The 18384-nt window shown below is 45.5% G+C and carries 16 protein-coding genes and 1 tRNA gene; 7 read left to right on the top strand and 10 right to left on the bottom strand.

Annotated features, from left to right (window positions below):
- Positions 1 to 237: 237 nt before the first annotated feature.
- The 5 genes from ACZ5NB_RS07605 to ACZ5NB_RS07585 all read right to left on the bottom strand — a co-directional run bounded on the left by ACZ5NB_RS07605 (position 238) and on the right by ACZ5NB_RS07585 (position 6515).
- The gene (locus ACZ5NB_RS07605) at positions 238 to 1470 is read right to left on the bottom strand and encodes an aspartate kinase (RefSeq protein WP_460232463.1); all 1233 of its coding nucleotides are present in this window, start codon (positions 1468 to 1470) and stop codon (positions 238 to 240) included.
- 256 nt (positions 1471 to 1726) lie between these two features.
- Positions 1727 to 4324 (bottom strand): alanine--tRNA ligase, encoded by a 2598-nt coding sequence (gene alaS / locus ACZ5NB_RS07600; protein ID WP_460232461.1) that lies wholly within the window; start codon positions 4322 to 4324, stop codon positions 1727 to 1729.
- Between the two features lie 553 nt (positions 4325 to 4877).
- Positions 4878 to 5228 (bottom strand): histidine triad nucleotide-binding protein, encoded by a 351-nt coding sequence (locus ACZ5NB_RS07595; RefSeq protein ID WP_460232459.1) that lies wholly within the window; start codon positions 5226 to 5228, stop codon positions 4878 to 4880.
- 91 nt (positions 5229 to 5319) lie between these two features.
- A complete protein-coding gene (locus tag ACZ5NB_RS07590) occupies positions 5320 to 5517 on the bottom strand; it encodes a Trm112 family protein (RefSeq protein WP_460232457.1) in 198 nt (65 codons plus the stop codon).
- Positions 5518 to 5609: 92 nt separating this feature from the next.
- A complete protein-coding gene (locus tag ACZ5NB_RS07585; protein ID WP_460232455.1) occupies positions 5610 to 6515 on the bottom strand; it encodes a M23 family metallopeptidase in 906 nt (301 codons plus the stop codon).
- Between the two features lie 223 nt (positions 6516 to 6738).
- Here ACZ5NB_RS07585 and ahpC point away from each other — a divergent pair, with 223 nt between their 5' ends.
- Both ahpC and ahpF read left to right on the top strand, forming a co-directional pair.
- Positions 6739 to 7308: an alkyl hydroperoxide reductase subunit C gene (ahpC, locus tag ACZ5NB_RS07580; protein WP_460232453.1), complete on the top strand. Its 570-nt coding sequence runs from the start codon at positions 6739 to 6741 to the stop codon at positions 7306 to 7308.
- A 106-nt stretch (positions 7309 to 7414) separates the two neighbouring features.
- On the top strand, positions 7415 to 8995 hold the full coding sequence (gene ahpF / locus ACZ5NB_RS07575) for an alkyl hydroperoxide reductase subunit F (RefSeq protein ID WP_460232451.1): 1581 nt from the start codon (positions 7415 to 7417) through the stop codon (positions 8993 to 8995).
- A gap of 74 nt (positions 8996 to 9069) precedes the next feature.
- Here the strand turns inward: ahpF and ACZ5NB_RS07570 are convergent, their stop codons facing one another.
- The 4 genes from ACZ5NB_RS07570 to msrA form a co-directional block, all read right to left on the bottom strand.
- On the bottom strand, positions 9070 to 10953 hold the full coding sequence (locus ACZ5NB_RS07570) for an alpha/beta hydrolase family protein (protein WP_460232450.1): 1884 nt from the start codon (positions 10951 to 10953) through the stop codon (positions 9070 to 9072).
- Positions 10954 to 11147: 194 nt separating this feature from the next.
- Positions 11148 to 11672, bottom strand: a complete 525-nt coding sequence (locus ACZ5NB_RS07565; protein ID WP_460232449.1) for a hypothetical protein — start codon at positions 11670 to 11672, stop codon at positions 11148 to 11150.
- Positions 11673 to 11881: 209 nt separating this feature from the next.
- Positions 11882 to 12805: a DUF4382 domain-containing protein gene (locus ACZ5NB_RS07560; RefSeq protein WP_460232447.1), complete on the bottom strand. Its 924-nt coding sequence runs from the start codon at positions 12803 to 12805 to the stop codon at positions 11882 to 11884.
- Positions 12806 to 12982: 177 nt separating this feature from the next.
- Complete coding sequence (msrA, locus tag ACZ5NB_RS07555) at positions 12983 to 13618, bottom strand: peptide-methionine (S)-S-oxide reductase MsrA (RefSeq protein ID WP_460232445.1); 636 nt, start codon at positions 13616 to 13618, stop codon at positions 12983 to 12985.
- A gap of 152 nt (positions 13619 to 13770) precedes the next feature.
- Between msrA and ACZ5NB_RS07550 the strand changes: the two genes are divergently transcribed.
- From ACZ5NB_RS07550 to ACZ5NB_RS07540, 3 genes are all read left to right on the top strand, one after another.
- A tRNA-Pro gene (locus ACZ5NB_RS07550) sits at positions 13771 to 13847 on the top strand.
- 137 nt (positions 13848 to 13984) lie between these two features.
- Complete coding sequence (locus ACZ5NB_RS07545) at positions 13985 to 14815, top strand: polyphosphate kinase 2 family protein (RefSeq protein WP_460232444.1); 831 nt, start codon at positions 13985 to 13987, stop codon at positions 14813 to 14815.
- Positions 14816 to 14905: 90 nt separating this feature from the next.
- Positions 14906 to 15712 carry an N-acyl homoserine lactonase family protein gene (locus ACZ5NB_RS07540; RefSeq protein WP_460232442.1) on the top strand — a complete coding sequence of 269 codons (807 nt, stop codon included), beginning with the start codon at positions 14906 to 14908 and terminating at the stop codon, positions 15710 to 15712.
- Between the two features lie 176 nt (positions 15713 to 15888).
- Here the strand turns inward: ACZ5NB_RS07540 and ACZ5NB_RS07535 are convergent, their stop codons facing one another.
- Complete coding sequence (locus tag ACZ5NB_RS07535) at positions 15889 to 16152, bottom strand: DUF3144 domain-containing protein (RefSeq protein ID WP_460232440.1); 264 nt, start codon at positions 16150 to 16152, stop codon at positions 15889 to 15891.
- Positions 16153 to 16377: 225 nt separating this feature from the next.
- Here ACZ5NB_RS07535 and ACZ5NB_RS07530 point away from each other — a divergent pair, with 225 nt between their 5' ends.
- Together ACZ5NB_RS07530 and ACZ5NB_RS07525 are read left to right on the top strand one after the other, a co-directional pair.
- A complete protein-coding gene (locus ACZ5NB_RS07530) occupies positions 16378 to 16779 on the top strand; it encodes a hypothetical protein (protein ID WP_460232439.1) in 402 nt (133 codons plus the stop codon).
- Between the two features lie 92 nt (positions 16780 to 16871).
- Positions 16872 to 18383: an efflux RND transporter periplasmic adaptor subunit gene (locus ACZ5NB_RS07525; protein WP_460232438.1), complete on the top strand. Its 1512-nt coding sequence runs from the start codon at positions 16872 to 16874 to the stop codon at positions 18381 to 18383.
- Position 18384: the final 1 nt, after the last annotated feature.

Here is an 18384-nt window from a genome sequence, read left to right as displayed (position 1 = left end):
TATCTCCTTAGGTCATCCTGTGAAGCAGAGCTTTCGTTGTATATGCTCTACAAGAACCCTTCCCTATTCCTGTCGCCAGTTATTTAAGAGTAGCTGGATATTTAAGCAATATCGACCGCTACCTTAAAAAGAAAGGGTTTAGCATATCGGTAATTCTTATAGTGATACGTGCGTTACCGTCTATGCGAATTGGCACCAAAGTCATCATTTTGCAAAACTTTGGCGCCAAATTCTACATTAATCTTCAAGATTCTTATCTAAACCAAATGCGGTATGCAAGCTGCGTACAGCCAACTCTAGGTAACGCTCATCAATGATAACTGACACCTTGATTTCCGATGTAGTTATCATCTGAATATTAATATTCTCTTCCGCTAAGGTATTAAACATTTTGGCAGCTACCCCAGCGTGAGATCGCATGCCGACGCCCACTAAAGACACTTTAGTAATTTGATCGTCTGACTCGACACCTTGAGCACCTATCTCATGTGCGATCGGCTCGAGCACTTTCACGGCTTTAGCGGAATCATTGCGATGCACAGTGAAGGTTAGGTCATTTGCATTATTTGCTGCGACGTTTTGTACAATCACGTCGACTTCGATGTTCGCATCACCAATAGGTCCAAGCAGCTTGGACGCGACACCGGGGATGTCCGGCACACCTTTAACCGTAATCTTTGCTTCATCGCGATTGTACGCGATCCCAGAAACCAGGGGCTGCTCCATAGAATCATCTTCCTCATCGAGGGTTATTAACGTGCCTGGGCCATCCTCAAAGCTCGATAAAACACGTAGTGGGACTTTATATTTGCCTGCAAATTCTACCGAGCGAATTTGCAATACTTTTGAGCCAAGGCTCGCCATTTCTAACATTTCTTCAAATGTAATTTTTTCTAGCCGCTTAGCTTTAGGCACCATCCGAGGATCTGTTGTGTAGACTCCATCGACATCGGTATAAATTTGAGCTTCGTCAGCTTCAAGTGCCGCAGCAAGCGCAACACCTGTGGTATCTGAGCCGCCTCGACCAAGTGTTGTGATATTGCCGTCTGCATCCATCCCCTGAAAACCCGCGACAACAATGACACGTCCCTGGGAAAGATCAGTACGCATGCGTTCAACATCGATTTCCTGGATGCGCGCCTTGGTATGAGCACTATCCGTGTGGATACGTACTTGGCCACCAGTGTATGACTTAGCATCGATACCGAGCTTTTTTAACGCCATGCATAAAAGCGCGATCGTGACCTGCTCACCAGTGGAGACAAGTACGTCCATTTCACGAGGATCTGGATCGTCCTGAATGTCTTTTGCTAATGCGATCAATCGATTGGTTTCACCACTCATGGCTGAAACCACAACCACCATATCGTGGCCATCAGACTTGAATCGTGCAACGCGCTCCGCGACTGCTTCAATTCGTTCGGTCGTACCTACTGAAGTACCACCGTACTTTTGAACATACAATGCCATGCTCAAATTTTCCTAAAATTACTAACAACAATAAAAGGCTCTTTCAGGCACTAGCCAAAAGAACCTGCTCCTTAAACACTTTATGTATACGTGCAGCCTGAACTACCTGGTCGAAAGGACATAAAAGGGGGCGCCAATTTAACAACAAAACTCCGTAAAAGTTAAGCTAGAAATACGAATCTTTATAGTTAGCAAAGCGCTAACATTCGAGCTCTTTCCAGTATCAATCGACACTGCTCAGAACTGTTATAACTATTTAAACTAGTCTTTCCGATATCCATTCCTTTGCTGCCTTTAATGCATGAGGAAGCGCAGCGACGTCACTGCCTCCACCTTGAGCCATATCGGGTCTACCACCACCTTTTCCTCCAACGTGTTGTGCTACTTCACGCATAAGATCGCCGGCTTTCAACTTAGAGGTTGTACCCTTACTCACCCCTGCCACTAGAGAAATTTTCTCTCCATCACTACAAGCCAACAAAACAACTGACTCACCAAGCTTATTCTTGAGCTGATCAACCATATCGCGCAACGACTTAGCATCAGCACCCTCAACATCCACTGCCAATACTTTGGTGCCGTTCACATCAATCGCTTGAGCAACCAAGTCGTCGCTGGAGCTGCTAGCCAATTTGGATTTGAGGGCGAGCATATCTTTTTCAAGCTGTCGGTTTTGCTGTATCAACTGCTCAACTTTTTCAATTACCCTATCGGCATTAGATTTCACCAATGAGCTAACAGTATCCAACGTTGATTGTTGCTGGTCTATATACGCTAGTGCGGTGCTACCAGTTACAGCTTCGATACGCCGAACACCGGCGGCAATACCTGATTCGGACAGAATTTTCATTAAACCGATATCGCCTGTTCTCGATACGTGCGTGCCGCCACAAAGTTCAACGGAAAAACCATCCCCCATACTCAAAACACGTACTTCGTCGCCGTATTTTTCTCCAAAAAGCGCCATAGCACCTTTTGTTTTCGCGGTTTCCATATCACATAATTCTGTGTAAACAGATGAATTTTTTAAAATCTGTTGATTCACCATCTGCTCAATAGTTTTTAATTCGGCTTGAGTTACGGCTTCCAAATGAGAAAAATCAAAACGTAGACGCTCCGAATCCACAAGCGAGCCTTTTTGCGTCACATGTTCGCCGAGCACTGTTCGTAATGCCGCATGTAACAAGTGAGTTGCCGAGTGATTGAGTGCTGTTGCTCGCCTCACATCATCGTCAACATTCGCTGATACTTTTTCTCCAACCGCCAAAGAACCAGAAAGTAATTTACCAATGTGCAAATGGTTAGAACCCGACTTTTGACAATCACGCACTTCAAATTTTGCGCCACTAGTAATCAAGTAACCTGTATCTCCGACCTGGCCACCGGACTCTCCATAAAAAGGCGTTTTATCTAGAACGATTACCGCTTCGTCACCTTCATTTATCTGAGACACCGCATCATTCGCCAGGTAAATATGTGACACAGTACTGTTGTCACTTAGTGCGTCGTAACCCGTGAATTCTGTTACGCCGTCTACTTTGAGTGACTTTGTGTAATCAATACCAAACTGGCCCGCTTCGCTAGAGCGTTTACGTTGTTCCTCCATGCAGCGTGAGTAACCATCCATATCAATGGTTAAGCTTTTCTCACGCGCAATATCATTGGTTAGATCAGTGGGGAAGCCATAAGTATCATGCAGCGTGAAAACCACCTCGCCCGGGATTTCTGTACCAGATAATTCTGCCAAGGCGTTTTCCAAAACAGCCATGCCTTTTTCCAGCGTTTTTGCAAATTGCTGCTCTTCCGTTAATAGAACCTTTTTTATGAGATCTTTTTGTTCAATAAGTTCTGGATACGCTTCGCCCATTTCTGTTGCTAAAGCATCAACCAGTTGATAGAAAAAATTCTCGGTCTGTCCAAGTTTATTACCGTGACGAACAGCTCGTCGAATAATCCGACGCAACACGTAACCCCGGCCTTCATTAGAAGGAATAACACCATCGGCAATAAGAAACGAGCAAGAACGGATGTGATCTGCAATGACTCGAAGTGATTGGTTAGATAAATCTTTGGTGCCTGTGACTTTTGCAGCGGCGCTCAGTAAAGCTTGAAACAAATCAATTTCGTAATTGTTGTGAACGCCTTGCATAACCGCGGCAATACGCTCTAGCCCCATGCCAGTATCAACCGAGGGCTTGGGCAAATTTTTCAAACTACCATCAGCTTGACGTTCATACTGCATAAAGACCAAATTCCAGACTTCGATATAGCGATCAAGGTCGTCATTTTCACTGCCTGGTGGTCCGCCAGGCACATCCTCACCATGATCGTAGAATATTTCAGAACACGGGCCACAGGGACCGGTATCCCCCATTTGCCAAAAGTTGTCTTCGTCAAGGCGAGAAAAACGCGCGGGATCGACACCCATTTTTTTTATCCAGATGTCCGCAGCTTCATCGTCAGAAATGTGTACTGTGACCCACAAACGCTCAGCCGGCAGTTTGAGTACTTCGGTAAGAAATTCCCAAGCAAAGCGGATCGCGTCTTCTTTGAAGTAGTCGCCAAAACTGAAGTTGCCCAACATTTCAAAGAACGTATGGTGGCGCGCTGTATAGCCTACGTTTTCCAGGTCATTGTGTTTACCACCTGCGCGAACACAGCGTTGAGAACTGGTAGCACGTGTATACGGGCGTTGCTCTAAACCTAAGAACGCATCCTTAAATTGCACCATACCTGCATTAGTAAATAGCAGAGTGGGATCATTGCCAGGAACCAGTGAACTACTGGGTACGACGGTATGGTCCTGTTTAGCAAAATAATCTAAAAACGCTTGGCGAATTTCGGCGCTCTTCATACGTAACTTCCAAATGATATCAAAGGCTTACATCCCTTTTTCGGGACGCCTCTGCAGGTTGGGAAAAATGTGTGCAATGGTAGGGATTACTGCTCTGAGAAACAAGCTATCTAGGCGATATATACAGGCTATAGAGGGTTATTTCCTTATAAAAAGTACGTGCTTGACCAAAATTACACCGTCTTATACGGTTGGACCGGAGAATTTGAGTGAAAACTCAGAATTCCCCGCTTCACGCAGTATCGAAGTCGTAGTCAAATCCATAATAAATTGGCACAACGGAGATAGTTTATGAGTAGCGAAAGTTTACAACCGGGCGATGCCCAAACACTAAAATCAGTCGGCTTGGTGGTTGGCGGCCTTATTCTCGTCATGGTCATCTGTATCAGCATTGCACTGACTATATAGCGTCAATGACGTCTTGGGCAGCCAGGCTTTGGGTCAACTTTTTAGGACTCGTGATGCCCCAGACTATCCAATTACCAGCTTCCCTCGCAAAAGCCACAAAGGCTTTTACGCACACAGCTCGAACGCTGCAAGCCAAAGAGGCGACTTAGAAGCCTAGATTACCCTCACTAAACGACTTGCCACCAAGAATATGCATGTGCAAATGGAAGACGGTTTGACCAGCCTCTTCGCCATTATTTATTACTAAACGAAACGCATCACCAACACCTAACTGCGTCGCTACTTTGCCGACAGTCACCATTAGATGACCTAATAGTGCTTGATCTTCAGTCCCTGCATCGACTAAGCGGGGAATCGGCTTACGCGGAATGATAAGTACGTGGGTCGGCGCTTTGGGAGCAATGTCTTTGATACATATGCAATGGTCGTCTTCGTAGATCGTCTCCGACGGAATCTCTCCGTTCATAATACGCGTAAAAATGCTGGGTTCGCTCATGGTACATTGATCCTTTCTGGACTTAGCTCGGCACCGGCTGGAGGAGCTAACGGGAATAACGATAGGTATGCGGCAATTTCAGGTTTTAAAGCTAGGCTCGACCGTGTGCTTCGCGCTCTTCGGCGGTAATCGGCCTCGCCTCACTCTCCAGCATTACCGGAATATCATCTCGAATTGGGTACACTAGACTACTAGCCCAACAAATTAGCTCCTGCTTTTCTTTATCATATTCAAGCGGTGCTTTGCTCACGGGACAAACCAAAATACTTAATAATTTTTGATCAATCATTCTTCTGCCTAAAATCTGTATTGCAGCGCAAGCCTGTTACTAACCTAGATCTTGCCCGAATAGGTGTTGGTTTAACGCGAGTATAACGCGATCTACTGCGATTGGTCTTGCCGCATAACCTCCGCCATCGGCGGCACCAACAATTGGGGGTCTATTTTCGATGTAAACCAATTCATCCGCCAATCTAAGTGTGGCCCGGTCACCCTACCGGTAGCACCTATTTTGGCAATCGGTTCGCCCCTCTCCACCTCCTGGCCTTCCTTAACGAGTATTTCACTGAGGTGCAGGAAGCTAGACGATATACCATGGCCATGATCGAGAATCATTGTCCCTCCCGAAAAAAACATGTTCTCGTGAGCCATAGTGACGATACCGCCAGCTGGCGCAACCACTAACGTGCCAGTCGGTCGCGCCACGTCAACACCATAGTGCGGCCTCCGCGGCTCACCGTTATAGTAGCGTTGACTGCCATAAACTCCGCTAATAGGACCAAGCACTGGCCATTGGAACTCGCTCAAAAAGTCCCTCCTCGGTAAGTCTTTGCGCCGAGCAGCCCGCGTCAATGCACTTTCTCGATTAATCCTGGCAATTTCTTCAGCGGGGGGATTAACTGTTTTTGCAGGAACGCCCTCAACCCGCTGAATGTTGTATTCACGTTGCTGAACTGAAAATGAGTGACGCTCACTAGAGCCGTCAACAGACGTCACTATCACTTCAACAGAAGCAGGCTCATCCCTATCCAACCCGATAACGAATACACCATCACTATCAACCCGAACATCACGCTTGTTAAAGGACACCGAACTACCGGGAGTAACCTGGCCAATCAGCATCTGACCTTGAACCCAGTCCCCTTCAAGCTCCAATGCGTAGGACTTGACTGGAATCGACAACATCAACATCACCCAAAGGGCAACTCTCTCAATGATTGTCGTGCGTTGTCGAAGTAGATGCATTGTTAATAGCACGCTAAAAATCCCTAATCGATTGAATTTCATAGATTTTATGGCCTTTGCAAAGTAAAGGCTTATGTCGTCGAGTATACCCCGCTCCCACTGTCACGAGAACCGTAATACACCGGCAGATACGGCCGATTAATATTTTTTATTAAACCCTTTGATTATATTGATTTCATCAAGCGCAAAGCACTCCCTAAGATGTGCCTATCTTAACCCGTTAGAGAAAAACCCAATTAACCCAAGACTCAACCAGGAGATATCCATGTCACAGTCACTCATTAATACTGAAATCAAACCTTTTAAAGCGACCGCATTCCACAATGGTGAATTTGTCGATGTTAGCGACGTGGACCTCAAAGGCAAATGGTCCGTTGTGTTCTTTTACCCGGCTGACTTTACTTTCGTCTGCCCCACCGAGCTGGGAGACGTCGCAGACTATTACGAAGAGCTGCAATCACGCGGAGTCGAAGTGTACTCAGTCTCTACAGATACTCACTTCACGCACAAAGCTTGGCATGACACTTCCGAAACCATTGCGAAAATAAAATTCCCAATGATCGGTGACCCCACAGGCCAAATCACCCGCAACTTCGGTGTCATGATTGAAGAAGCGGGTTTAGCGGAACGCGGCACGTTCGTGATTGATCCTGAAGGAAAAATCCAAGTCGTAGAAATTAATGCAGGAGGCATTGGCCGCGACGCATCCGAATTAGTCCGAAAAGTAAAAGCAGCACAATACATCGCCGCTAATCCAGGTGAAGTATGCCCCGCGAAATGGAAAGAAGGTGCTGAAACACTTGCCCCCTCTTTGGACTTGGTGGGGAAAATTTAACGGCAATAGCTAAAGAGGCACACCGCCCTGCGGTGTGTCGTCGAATACACCGGTTGCGTGTCGCAATCGCGCGCAATTCTTAACCGACATAATGGTAGGAGTACCCATGTTAGACAATCAATTAAAACAGCAATTAAGTGCTTATCTACAACACATCGTACACCCGATTGAGCTGCATGTGCGTACCGGCGAAGATCAAAAATCAAAAGAGCTTTCCGACCTTGCAGAGGAAATCGCATCGATGTCCGACGCCGTATCCATTGTGACAGATGGAAGCCAATCTCAACGATCACCGAATCTCGGCATAGCTCAAAAAGGTGGGACCCCACGAGTAAATTTTGCCGGCATTCCAATGGGACACGAATTCACATCCTTGGTGTTAGCGCTACTTCAAACAGGCGGGCACCCACCCAAAATAAGCGCTGAAGAAATTGAGCAAATTCAATCGTTATCAACTGAATTGCACTTTGAAACCTATATCTCGCTTAGCTGCCAAAATTGCCCTGAAGTTGTTCAAGCATTAAATTTAATGGCCACCTTGAACCCCAATATTTCGCATACGATGGTAGACGGTGCATTGTTTCAAGAAGAGGTTGAAGCCAAAAATATAATGGCTGTACCCGCAATTTACCTAAACGGCGAACCACTGGCGAGTGGTCGTATGTCATTAACTGATATTTTAAATAAAGTTGATACCAACGCGCATCAACGTGCTGCCGAAAGCCTAGCAAACAAAGACCCTTATGAGGTTTTGATTATTGGAGGAGGACCAGCAGGCGCATCCGCCGCCATATATGCTGCGCGGAAAGGTATTCGCACGGGTATTGTAGCGGAACGATTCGGTGGTCAAGTAATGGATACTGTCGCTATCGAAAATTTTATTTCCGTAAAGGAAACCGAAGGCCCGAAGCTTGTTGCAAACCTAGAGCAGCACGTACTCGAATACGATGTGGATCTAATCAACACGCAACGTGCGGTATCCCTCAACGACCAAGGAATGATAGAGGTCACCACGGAAAGCGGCGCAACCCTACGTACACAAACCGCAATTTTGGCAACGGGTGCACGCTGGAGAGAAATGAATGTACCCGGCGAGAAGGAATACCGAGGAAAAGGCGTTGCTTACTGTCCACACTGTGATGGTCCATTATTCAAAGGCAAAAAAGTTGCCGTTATTGGTGGAGGAAACTCTGGTATAGAAGCGGCCATCGACCTAGCGGGGATTGTCGATCACGTAACAGTGCTAGAATTTGCCGACACGTTACGTGCTGATGAGGTATTGCAACGTAAAGCCAAGTCGATGGGGAATATTGATATCGTTAAGAGCGCAATGACCACCGAAGTCGTCGGGAATGGAGAAAAAGTCACTGGACTTCGCTATACCGATCGCACAACAGACGAAGAGAAATCACTAGAGCTCGCGGGCATCTTTGTGCAAATAGGCTTAATACCCAATACGGATTGGCTCAAAGATACCGTTGAACTCAACGAAAGAGGTGAAATCATCGTTGACAAACGAGGGGAAACCTCGATCCCTGGAGTATTTGCTGCAGGCGACGTCACTGACAGCCACTACAAGCAAATTATTATTTCCATGGGATCTGGGGCAACGGCCGCTTTGTCGGCATTTGATCATATTATTAGAGAAATTGATGACAAATCGATTCAGGAGGCGGACGCCGCCTAGATTTAAATTCCTGCCACCAAAATATTTTTTTGGCGACAGGAATTTATTTGCTGAGTATAGAATAACGCTATTAACTAATTAGAAGACATATTTTTTTCCAGAAAAGCAATTACTTTTTTCATATAAGAAATTCTATTTTCGTTACTATAAAAACCATGACCGGATTTTTTTATAACGAAACTTTCGTATTCAAGTCCCACCTCATCCATTGCCTCAGTCATACGCTTGTAGTGCTCATAGTGCGCTCTTGAATCCTTTTCACCGTGAGCAATAAAAATATCAGCCTTGATTTTTTCAGCGTAATTCACAGGTGATATTGATTTCAACTCTTCAATATCGTTGCCAATAACTTCTTCTAAATATTCATCTCCCCAATAGAAATCTTTAACATCACCTTTGGTATATAGCAATCCCAAATCATAAATACCAGCTGCAGCAACAATACATTTATATAAGTCTGGCTCTAATGAGGCACTTTGGAAAGCAGAGTAGGCACCAAAACTTCCGCCCATTATGCACACTTTTTCTTCCAACACGTTTTTATGTTTTATTGCCCATTTAGTACCTGCGATAATATCTCTTTGTATTGCTTTTCCCCACTGTTTATCTCCGGCATGCAAAAACTCTTTCCCATAACCTTTTGAGCCACGGTAATTTATCTGAAGCACAGAATAACCAGCGGATGTTAAAGCTTGCACCTGTGGGTGAAAACCCCAATAATCTCTAATTCTAGGTCCACCATGAACCAAAACAATCATCGGTGATGGTTTACCACTCTCATTATGAGCTTGCGAATAATATCCGTGTATTTCTAGGCCATCAAAAGATTCATAACTTATAGCTTCCATTTTAGTTAATTTTTGGGTACTTAGCTCAGGGTAGGATTTGAATAAAAATTTCATTTTCGTATTCTCTTTATCAAAGAGATAGTAGCTTGCGGGCTCGACATCAGAACTCACTAAAACAATCCAATATTTGTTATCTCTACTGCTACTAGTAATATTGACGACTGCCCCTGGAAAGGACGCTAACATTCTTCTAAATACCTTCGCATTTTCATCCTCCTGCGAAAGCATTAAATAACTAGGGTAACCATCATAGACCATCATACCCACAACTGCGCTATGATCTTGATTAAAAATAAACCTTTTTATATCTACCGTATCATGCACAAATAGCTTTTCGTATCCGCTCCCATCTAGTGACAACTTAAATAAACCAGCCTTATCTGTCTCATAATCGTCAAAAATAAAATATGAACTCCCCGATGGATCAGCAGCTAAAGGGCCAAAAGCGTCACCAAACGTGCCGTTTTCTAATTCAAGCCAATTGCCATCTTCCATCTTCACTTCAATATGAGCAGTACGATCTGCACGCACGCTCGTAATTATTCGGGGCTCGTGCTGCTGATCAGTATAAAATCTCGCCTCAGGGTATTTAGAAGACTTTCCCGTATCTTTATCAAACCCTCGATATACATCAAGATACTGGACTCTCGACACGTTATTTCGAGAATAGGAGGCTTGAGTATAAGAAATCAGTATTTTCCTTGGATCATTTGGCAATAAATCAATAATTTCAGCCCAGGCTCTCTCTTCTTTCTTTTGTCGAACTGCAGTGCCCACTCGCTCACGTCCGGCACGATAACCGAAGATAAGCTCGCCTTTTTTTCCATCAAGATTAATAGCGTAAAGCTCCCCGTAAAACCTTGGCGCCTCTTCAAATCGGTTAAATTGCTGCAAATTGATCACAACTCGTTCATTATTTACCCAAAAAAAATCTCCCACCTCTTCTCCACCAGGTAGAAAACCGCCCCCTGTTGCTTTGAATCCATCTCGCTCGACAAACATTAGCCCATGCTTTCCATCCCTGAAAATTCTCAGTGCAAAGTGCTCACCATCTGGCGATATTTTAACCGATGTAATTTCTGGCCTAGAAAATAGCGCTTCTATATCCACCGCTATTGCAAAAGGAGGGAAAAGTGTAAGAACTATCAATATAAGAGAGCAAAGACGCATCGATTTCAGATCCCCAATAAGAAATTATTATTTATTGCAGAAACCTTAACGTCAAAAGACTACAGACGCAATATGGCCTCCAAGCTGAACCCTGGATAACTTAACGCGACCGGAGTTATGCGAATGCGGCAATTTTAATACCTTGAGTTGAACCTAAACATGAACTGCATAAACAGTAGAGGTGATGTATTCGATTTGAATTTTGGTATATATACAAAGTTTATCGCCAAGGCTTCTGTTCCGACGGATATAAACGGTAAGACACCTAAGAATGGTGCTCCATCTCGATAGCTTTCATGACTCATAACGAATGCAGTAAGGCCAGCATCGACTCTACCTTTAATTTCCAGCGCTTCGAACTGAAATCGACGCTGAATACCACCGCCAATCATGTTCGCCGTGTGGTTTCTGCTATCTTTGAAGGTATTAAAGGTGACAAATTTTTGGACGGGTTTCCCCTCGTCGAACAATACATTAATACCCGCCCCCCAATTTTTTTCGTTGTAAGGCGTTTCTCGATCAAAGTGGTACGCTTTACCATTCGCAACGAAGCGAACTTCGTTTGCCATGGCGGAATGGCTAACGATCCATAGCCCAAGAAAGACGCTAGCGACAAGACCGCTGGCTCGATACGAACGCTCAAACCACGTGGACACCATTGATATCTACCTACGCATTTACCCAATATTATTGGTGTTACACCTAAATCATTATTAAGCGTAGGAGAAATTCATCCTTTGGGTGTGTATTTTTTATGAAAACTAGAATTGCACAGATAGGATTTTATACTAGAGGACTAAAAAATAGGGGGTAAAAGCTGCACACCGACTAGACAGATGCGCAGCAACATCACAGTAGATGAAAACGGTCAATCAATAAAGTTTACTGTTTCAATTTCGCCCGACCCTACCTGTATTTCTTCCGCATCAGATCGAGCCATAATGCTTTCATTATCTGCTTGGAGCTCATCTAATTTTCCATCACAGGTAAAAAACAAGGTGTAGGTGCCAGGTTCTAGATTGTACAGGCTGTAGGTATAACCCGTAGTGCTTTTGATGACCGAAGCAACCGCATAAGGGTCGCCACTATTTTGCTGAATATCTTGAAAAGTCACGCCAGCGCCTAAAAAAGCATACACTGCATTCCCTTCGTCGTCGCCGACTCCATTGTCGTCGCAGGATGAGTCTTCAGGAAGAGCATTATCGACTTGCCCAGTAATCGTTGCAGAGCGTTCATTCCGAACCAGGCGTAAGGCAGGCAAAAGATAATACACTTGCGGATCTACGCTAGCATCTTCCTGTAGAGACTTATAGAGGTCGATATTGATAGTAATTTCATACTCTGAATCATCTTCTATTTCAAAATTTACGTTGCTAGTTAGGTTATTTTCAAAACCGGCTTTTACAGATAAATCGAACATTTGGTTTTCAAATTCAACGTTGTTATCAAAGCTACTGAGCACTAGCTCAACGGATTCGTAATTATCGATATCCAAAGAATACTCATCGAGCAATCGTTCTGTTTCACCGTTTTCTAGCCCCATTAAATTAACAGCGATATCAGGTTCAATATCAATGTCAATCGGAACACCACCCGTCGGTGTCACACGTAAGGCAGTGATCAGCAGGTTTACTGAATCGACCCTATTGCGGTCATCAATGGGGGAGCTGCTAATATAAACGGAAACCTCACCTTGGCCATCATTACGGGTATCTTTAGTGTCAACCCCGCGACATGCAGTTATCGAAGCGATGCACGCGACGAATACCACACTCAATTTCAATGCTTTCACTAACGGTCTTCCTTATAAAATGAGTTGTCTATTTATTGTCTAATAGTTCTATTTATTTATATCGTCTTACTATCAGCCTCCGACTGAACGACTGCACTAGCGGTTAAATTTTAGCAGCGATAAGCCGCCGAGTTATATGACACTAGCTGCCTAATTATCTCCCAGCCTGCGCTCAACTTACGAAGATGGACAGGAAACACCTGTACCCTGAAGACCGCAATAACCTCCGGGGTTTTTGGCTAAATATTGCTGATGATACCCTTCTGCATAGTAGAACGTTTCAAGTGGCATGATTTCAGTCGTAATCTCATCTAGCCCTCGTACATTCAGTGCTTGCTTATAACGGTCTCGAGAGTTTACGGCAGCCTGGTACTGTTCACGGGAAGTGGTATAGATACCAGAGCGATACTGAGTACCACGATCATTCCCCTGACGCATTCCCTGTGTTGGATCGTGAGACTCCCAAAACACCTGCAGTATTCGATCGAGATCTAACTCAGCCGGGTCATACACAATCAGTACAACTTCATTGTGGCCTGTATACCCCGTACAAACCTCTTCGTAGGTTGGATTGGGTGTCAAGCCAGCGGCGTAACCCACCGCTGTGGTATAGGCTCCTGGTAAAGCCCAAAAAAGACGCTCTACACCCCAGAAGCACCCCATGCCAACAACAATTGAGTCGCACGTTTGCGGAAATGGAGGTTGAATCGGCCGACCGTGAACATAATGCTTGTTCTCCACCGCCATTGCCTCACAGCGCCCCGGTAAGGCTTGTTCTTTAGCCGGTAGGCTAGTCAACTTTGTTCTCCACATCAGATGTATACTCCAACAGCGGTGTAGTGAATCGATACCTTTTCGGACAATCCTAACATGGATATGTCACACAGAATTTAACATTAACGCTCAAATTACTTCGATACTGAAGCCTTCACAGTTTTACTCGACGTAAGCTAGAATAACCGCAACGGAGCGTAGCGCAGTTTGGTAGCGCACCTCGTTCGGGACGAGGGGGTCGGAGGTTCAAATCCTCTCGCTCCGACCAATTCATCGAGACCCGTGACAACTTTCACCCGATTAACGTTATGTTAACGACTTCCTTCTCGCTCCATCGCACCCACCACCTGCTGCCGCTTATCACGAGGCATACAGCTAAACACCTCAGCTAAGGTAGTTCATTCGATGACAAACGCCCCATCCCCGATTGATATTGAAACTCAACCACCGAAACTCAGCGATATCGACCTCAGCGCTTGCTGCACTGAAGCGGAGTACGAGTCCGGTTTGAACTTACTTCAATGGGAGATGCTACGTATTCAACAAGCCTATTTTCACCAACAGTTGCGTGCATTAATTGTTTTCGAGGGGTGGGACGCTGCTGGAAAAGGTGGCGCGATTAGGCGCTTAACGGAAAAGCTCGACCCGCGCAGCATCAACGTCTACCCAATTGGAGCGCCCTCAGCAGAAGAGCAAAGTAGACACTATTTATACCGATTTTTTAACAAGTTGCCTGCGGCAGGCTCCTTGGCCGTGTTTGACCGCTCCTATTACGGTCGTGTACTAGTTGAGCGAGTTGAGGGGTACGCGAGCGATCCTGAATGGCAGCGCGCCTATCAAGAAATAAACGAGTTTGAGCGCCTACTCATTAATGATGGCGTGCGTATTGTAAAATTATTTTTACATATTGACGCCGACGAACAACTGAAACGCTTTGAACAGCGATTGCAAGACCCGGTAAAACGTTGGAAACTCACGGCAGATGATATTCGAAATCGGCAACAATGGTCCGAATACGAAATCGCGATTAACGACATGTTTCGCAACACATCCACACGATTAGCCCCCTGGTGTGTTATACCTGCAAACAAAAAATGGTTCGCTCGCCTAAGCGTCATGCAAACTGTCGTCGATACACTATCAAAGGGCGTCGACCTTACAGCGCCACCACTTGATAAAGACCTTATTATTGCAGCTGAAAAACAATTGGGCATCAGTTTTTCAGATAAAAAATGATCGCAGCATTACCACTGAGCGACGTTGATCTACTAAGCCAATTGTGGTCCACCACATAAACATAACAACGAAATAAAAAGGAGTGAAAACATGCAAAGGTTACTAATGTTCGCTGCCGCTTGTGTTTTTAGCGCAGGGTGTCTGAGCGACAACACTGTCGAGATATCACTAACCCGGCTCGATTGCGGTTCTGCCCCAGAACCTTCTAACGTTTCGCGATTTTCCGACGCCTACGATTACCGCGATACAAAAATTCAATTTACCTATAGCTGTTATCTCATCAAACACGGGGAAAACTATCTAATGTGGGATGCTGGGAATCCAGATGATGGCAGTCCCCGCGCCCCCCAAAAGAACCTTGTTACACTATTGGGTGAGCTCAATATTAAGCCCAATCAAATCGATTATTTAGCATTGAGCCACTATCACGGGGACCATATTGGGCAATCATATTTACTACCCGATGCGACCTTGCTCGTGGGACAGGGCGACTGGGATGCACTTTCTGGACGAGTACCCAATCGAATGGCCAATGCAGCTCCGGTAAAACATTGGGTAGACGGAAATGGCAAAGTCGACGTTGTCGCCAAAGACAAAGATATATTTGGTGATGGAACGGTCATCATGCTAGGCATGCCAGGCCACACACCAGGGCACTCTGCATTGTTAGTCCAGTTAAAAACCATGGGGTATGTGTTGCTCAGTGGTGATTTAGCACATTTCCACGAGAATTATGATAATGAACGTGTACCCAGTTTTAACACTAATCGCGCTGATACTCTCGCATCGTTTGACCGATTTAAGGATATCGCTAAGAACTTGAACGCTACGGTAATTATTCAGCACGATGCACGCGACATCGATAAACTACCTAGTTTTCCACAAGCCGCGAGATAAAAACGCTTTTTTCGGCGAATGCCGACACAGTGTTTTAACCAGAGCGCGACTGTGGCAGCATCACTCTAACGTCATATCCAGTGATAGACTTTTAGAGTCGTTCAATCAGCTACATGGGCAGAAGTGTTACGTCCTTGAAATGCCTCAAGGATGTAACACTCGACGCTTCGTTAACGTTATTGCTCACTTTCGAAGTCTTCTAAACTTTCTTCTAACATCACTCGGTACTGCTTGGTGAAATAACGAAGCGCACCGGCTTTCTCACTCTCAAAATCTTCCTCGGTGGTATTCGCGACAATAAATGCATTAAATCTGGCAGCCGCATACAAGATCGCGGAACTCACTTTACCTGGGTCTGAGTGTTCCATTTGTTCATTCGCCATGTTGATGAAGCTATCGGCTAAGTCCCAAAATTCCTGATCAGGTTGATTGTCATTCATGTAGTCTATCTCTTTTACTTGTGTACTTAGAGCCGCGATTATACGTAGCCAACCCGCTAGGCGATATGGACCCAGACCAAATTTTGTTGATTAAAATGCGCCCCCAACTTGGAACCCGCGGTCATATCCTATACTCTAAGCTAATCGTTATTCACTAGGATAAAACCTCTTCACGGGTCCTTGTAGGATCTGAAAATAAAGGCTCTATAAAATGGCGCGCTGTACATGACACGCTATAAACATGTGTTTGCAATGTTTTGCTGGCTGCTTTTCACACTTGATGTGATGGCCGCTGCGCTGCCTGCCTGTAGCGATATGCCGGTGACCACCAGCGATTCAGACTTGTCGCAACACATGTCGCAACAGGTGTCACAACATAGTCACCATCATGCGGCAAACGATATGCTTGAGCCACCACTAAACGAGCCCTCTCCATCGAACCAACTACATGATTGCTGCCAAATCGATTGTAGTGAACAGTGCGCCCCCCTCCATTTCAGCGCGGTTGCTGCCGCTAACATAGACCAAGTGTTTTTAGGCTCTGCAAAACAAGTGCCTACCGATCTACCGTCATCGATCCACCCTTCCTTCGACAATACCCCCTTTCGTCCTCCCATCGCTGGCTAAGACAGGATAGTTGCGCCCGCAATTCCTGAAATCTCTTAGGTTTTAATGCTTTCTGTGCTATGCGCAGGAGATAACTTAGCGTGGGAAACACAATGAATCTGCTTGCAAAAAACGCCGTATTAATTGCTCTGGGTATTGGCTTGGGTATTGCCATCACACTAATCGCAACCCCCTCATTTAATAAGGGGGTATCAAGCGCTCTCAACAGCAGCGATGCCCTCAATAAGCCCTTGTACTGGGCCGCACCGATGGACCCCAATTACCGACGCGATGAGCCAGGCCTTTCGCCTATGGGAATGGAATTGGTTCCCGTCTATGACGAATCAAATAACGAGACCGATGTCGGCGTAGTAAAAATTTCCCCCGACATCGTGAATAACCTTGGCGTACGCACAACGATTATCAGCGAGCAGTTATTGCAAAGTGATATTAAAACTGTCGGATACGTACAATACGATGAAGATCGATTAGTCCATATTCACCCTCGCGTGTCGGGCTGGGTCGACAAATTGTATATCAAAGCCGAAGGCGACCCGGTGATTAAAGGCGAGAAATTGTATGACTTATATTCGCCCGACTTGGTAAGCGCGCAAGAAGATTTAGTCCAAGCACTTCAACGCAACTCATCGCGCTTGGTTGAAGCTGCGATAGAGCGTTTGCGCGCACTGCAAGTGCCTGAGTCCACCATTCAAACGTTGAAAAAAGATCGTAACGTCAAGCAAACGGTAACGCTCTACGCGCCGCAAAATGGAGTCGTGGATAATTTACTCATCCGCGAAGGGTTTTATGTTCAACCGGGCACAACGATGATGTCGATTGGTGATCTCGACGAAGTATGGATTCAAGCTGAAATTTTCGAGCGTCAGGCAGCGTTAGTCAACGAAGGTGCTGCAGTCACTATTTCATTAGACTATTTGCCAGGCAAGGTTTGGCAAGGTCGAGTAGATTACGTTTATCCCACCTTAGAACCCACCACCCGCACGGTGCGAGTTCGCATGCGCTTTGACAATAAAGATCGCGAATTAAAACCCAACATGTTTGCGCAAGTAATTATTCACAGCGAAGACCAATCCCCCACCCTCCTCGCACCGCGTGATGCCGTCATACGTACGGGGTCATCGCAGCGCATCGTGCTAGCGTTGGGTGAAGGACGCTTTAAATCAGTCAATGTTACAACTGGTAGGTCCGACGACAAACATATCGAAATTCTTAACGGGCTGTCATCAGGCGATGAAGTCGTTGTCTCGGCGAACTTTTTACTGGATTCAGAATCCAGCATTCACTCCGACTTTACTCGCATGAACCACAGTGCGCACAACGACCTCGTATGGGTCGATGCCACCATCGAGCAAATTGATATCGACAACAATAGAATCATGGCAACCCATGAAGCCATTAGTGAATGGAATCAACCACGCATGCAAATGGATTTTTCAGTAGCCAGCAATCTAGACGTCTCACACATTGAACCCGGCATGCATGTGCGCTTGCACATTTATGAATCGGCATCGAATCAATTTGTGATTGCCAATATCGCGCACAAAATGACGAATGAACATGACGGAGTAGAAGCCGCCTCACCAACTGATCATTCGAATCATTAGG

It is taken from the genome of Aurantivibrio plasticivorans (assembly GCF_055392955.1).
The sequence above is the reverse complement of the archived record's forward strand: the minus strand, read 5'-3'. Positions and strand labels throughout refer to the sequence as shown.

Bases quoted from the DNA above. Each gene is read 5' to 3' on its own strand.
- ACZ5NB_RS07605 (WP_460232463.1), bottom strand. From the start codon at position 1,470: ATGGCATTGTATGTTCAAAAGTACGGTGGTACTTCAGTAGGTACGACC.
- ACZ5NB_RS07525 (WP_460232438.1), top strand. From the start codon at position 16,872: ATGAATCTGCTTGCAAAAAACGCCGTATTAATTGCTCTGGGTATTGGC.
- ACZ5NB_RS07595 (WP_460232459.1), bottom strand. From the start codon at position 5,228: ATGAGCGAACCCAGCATTTTTACGCGTATTATGAACGGAGAGATTCCG.
- ACZ5NB_RS07590 (WP_460232457.1), bottom strand. From the start codon at position 5,517: ATGATTGATCAAAAATTATTAAGTATTTTGGTTTGTCCCGTGAGCAAA.
- ahpF (WP_460232451.1), top strand. From the start codon at position 7,415: ATGTTAGACAATCAATTAAAACAGCAATTAAGTGCTTATCTACAACAC.
- msrA (WP_460232445.1), bottom strand. From the start codon at position 13,618: ATGTGGAGAACAAAGTTGACTAGCCTACCGGCTAAAGAACAAGCCTTA.
- ACZ5NB_RS07545 (WP_460232444.1), top strand. From the start codon at position 13,985: ATGACAAACGCCCCATCCCCGATTGATATTGAAACTCAACCACCGAAA.
- ACZ5NB_RS07540 (WP_460232442.1), top strand. From the start codon at position 14,906: ATGCAAAGGTTACTAATGTTCGCTGCCGCTTGTGTTTTTAGCGCAGGG.
- ACZ5NB_RS07585 (WP_460232455.1), bottom strand. From the start codon at position 6,515: ATGAAATTCAATCGATTAGGGATTTTTAGCGTGCTATTAACAATGCAT.
- ACZ5NB_RS07565 (WP_460232449.1), bottom strand. From the start codon at position 11,672: ATGGTGTCCACGTGGTTTGAGCGTTCGTATCGAGCCAGCGGTCTTGTC.
- ahpC (WP_460232453.1), top strand. From the start codon at position 6,739: ATGTCACAGTCACTCATTAATACTGAAATCAAACCTTTTAAAGCGACC.
- alaS (WP_460232461.1), bottom strand. From the start codon at position 4,324: ATGAAGAGCGCCGAAATTCGCCAAGCGTTTTTAGATTATTTTGCTAAA.
- ACZ5NB_RS07535 (WP_460232440.1), bottom strand. From the start codon at position 16,152: ATGAATGACAATCAACCTGATCAGGAATTTTGGGACTTAGCCGATAGC.
- ACZ5NB_RS07530 (WP_460232439.1), top strand. From the start codon at position 16,378: ATGACACGCTATAAACATGTGTTTGCAATGTTTTGCTGGCTGCTTTTC.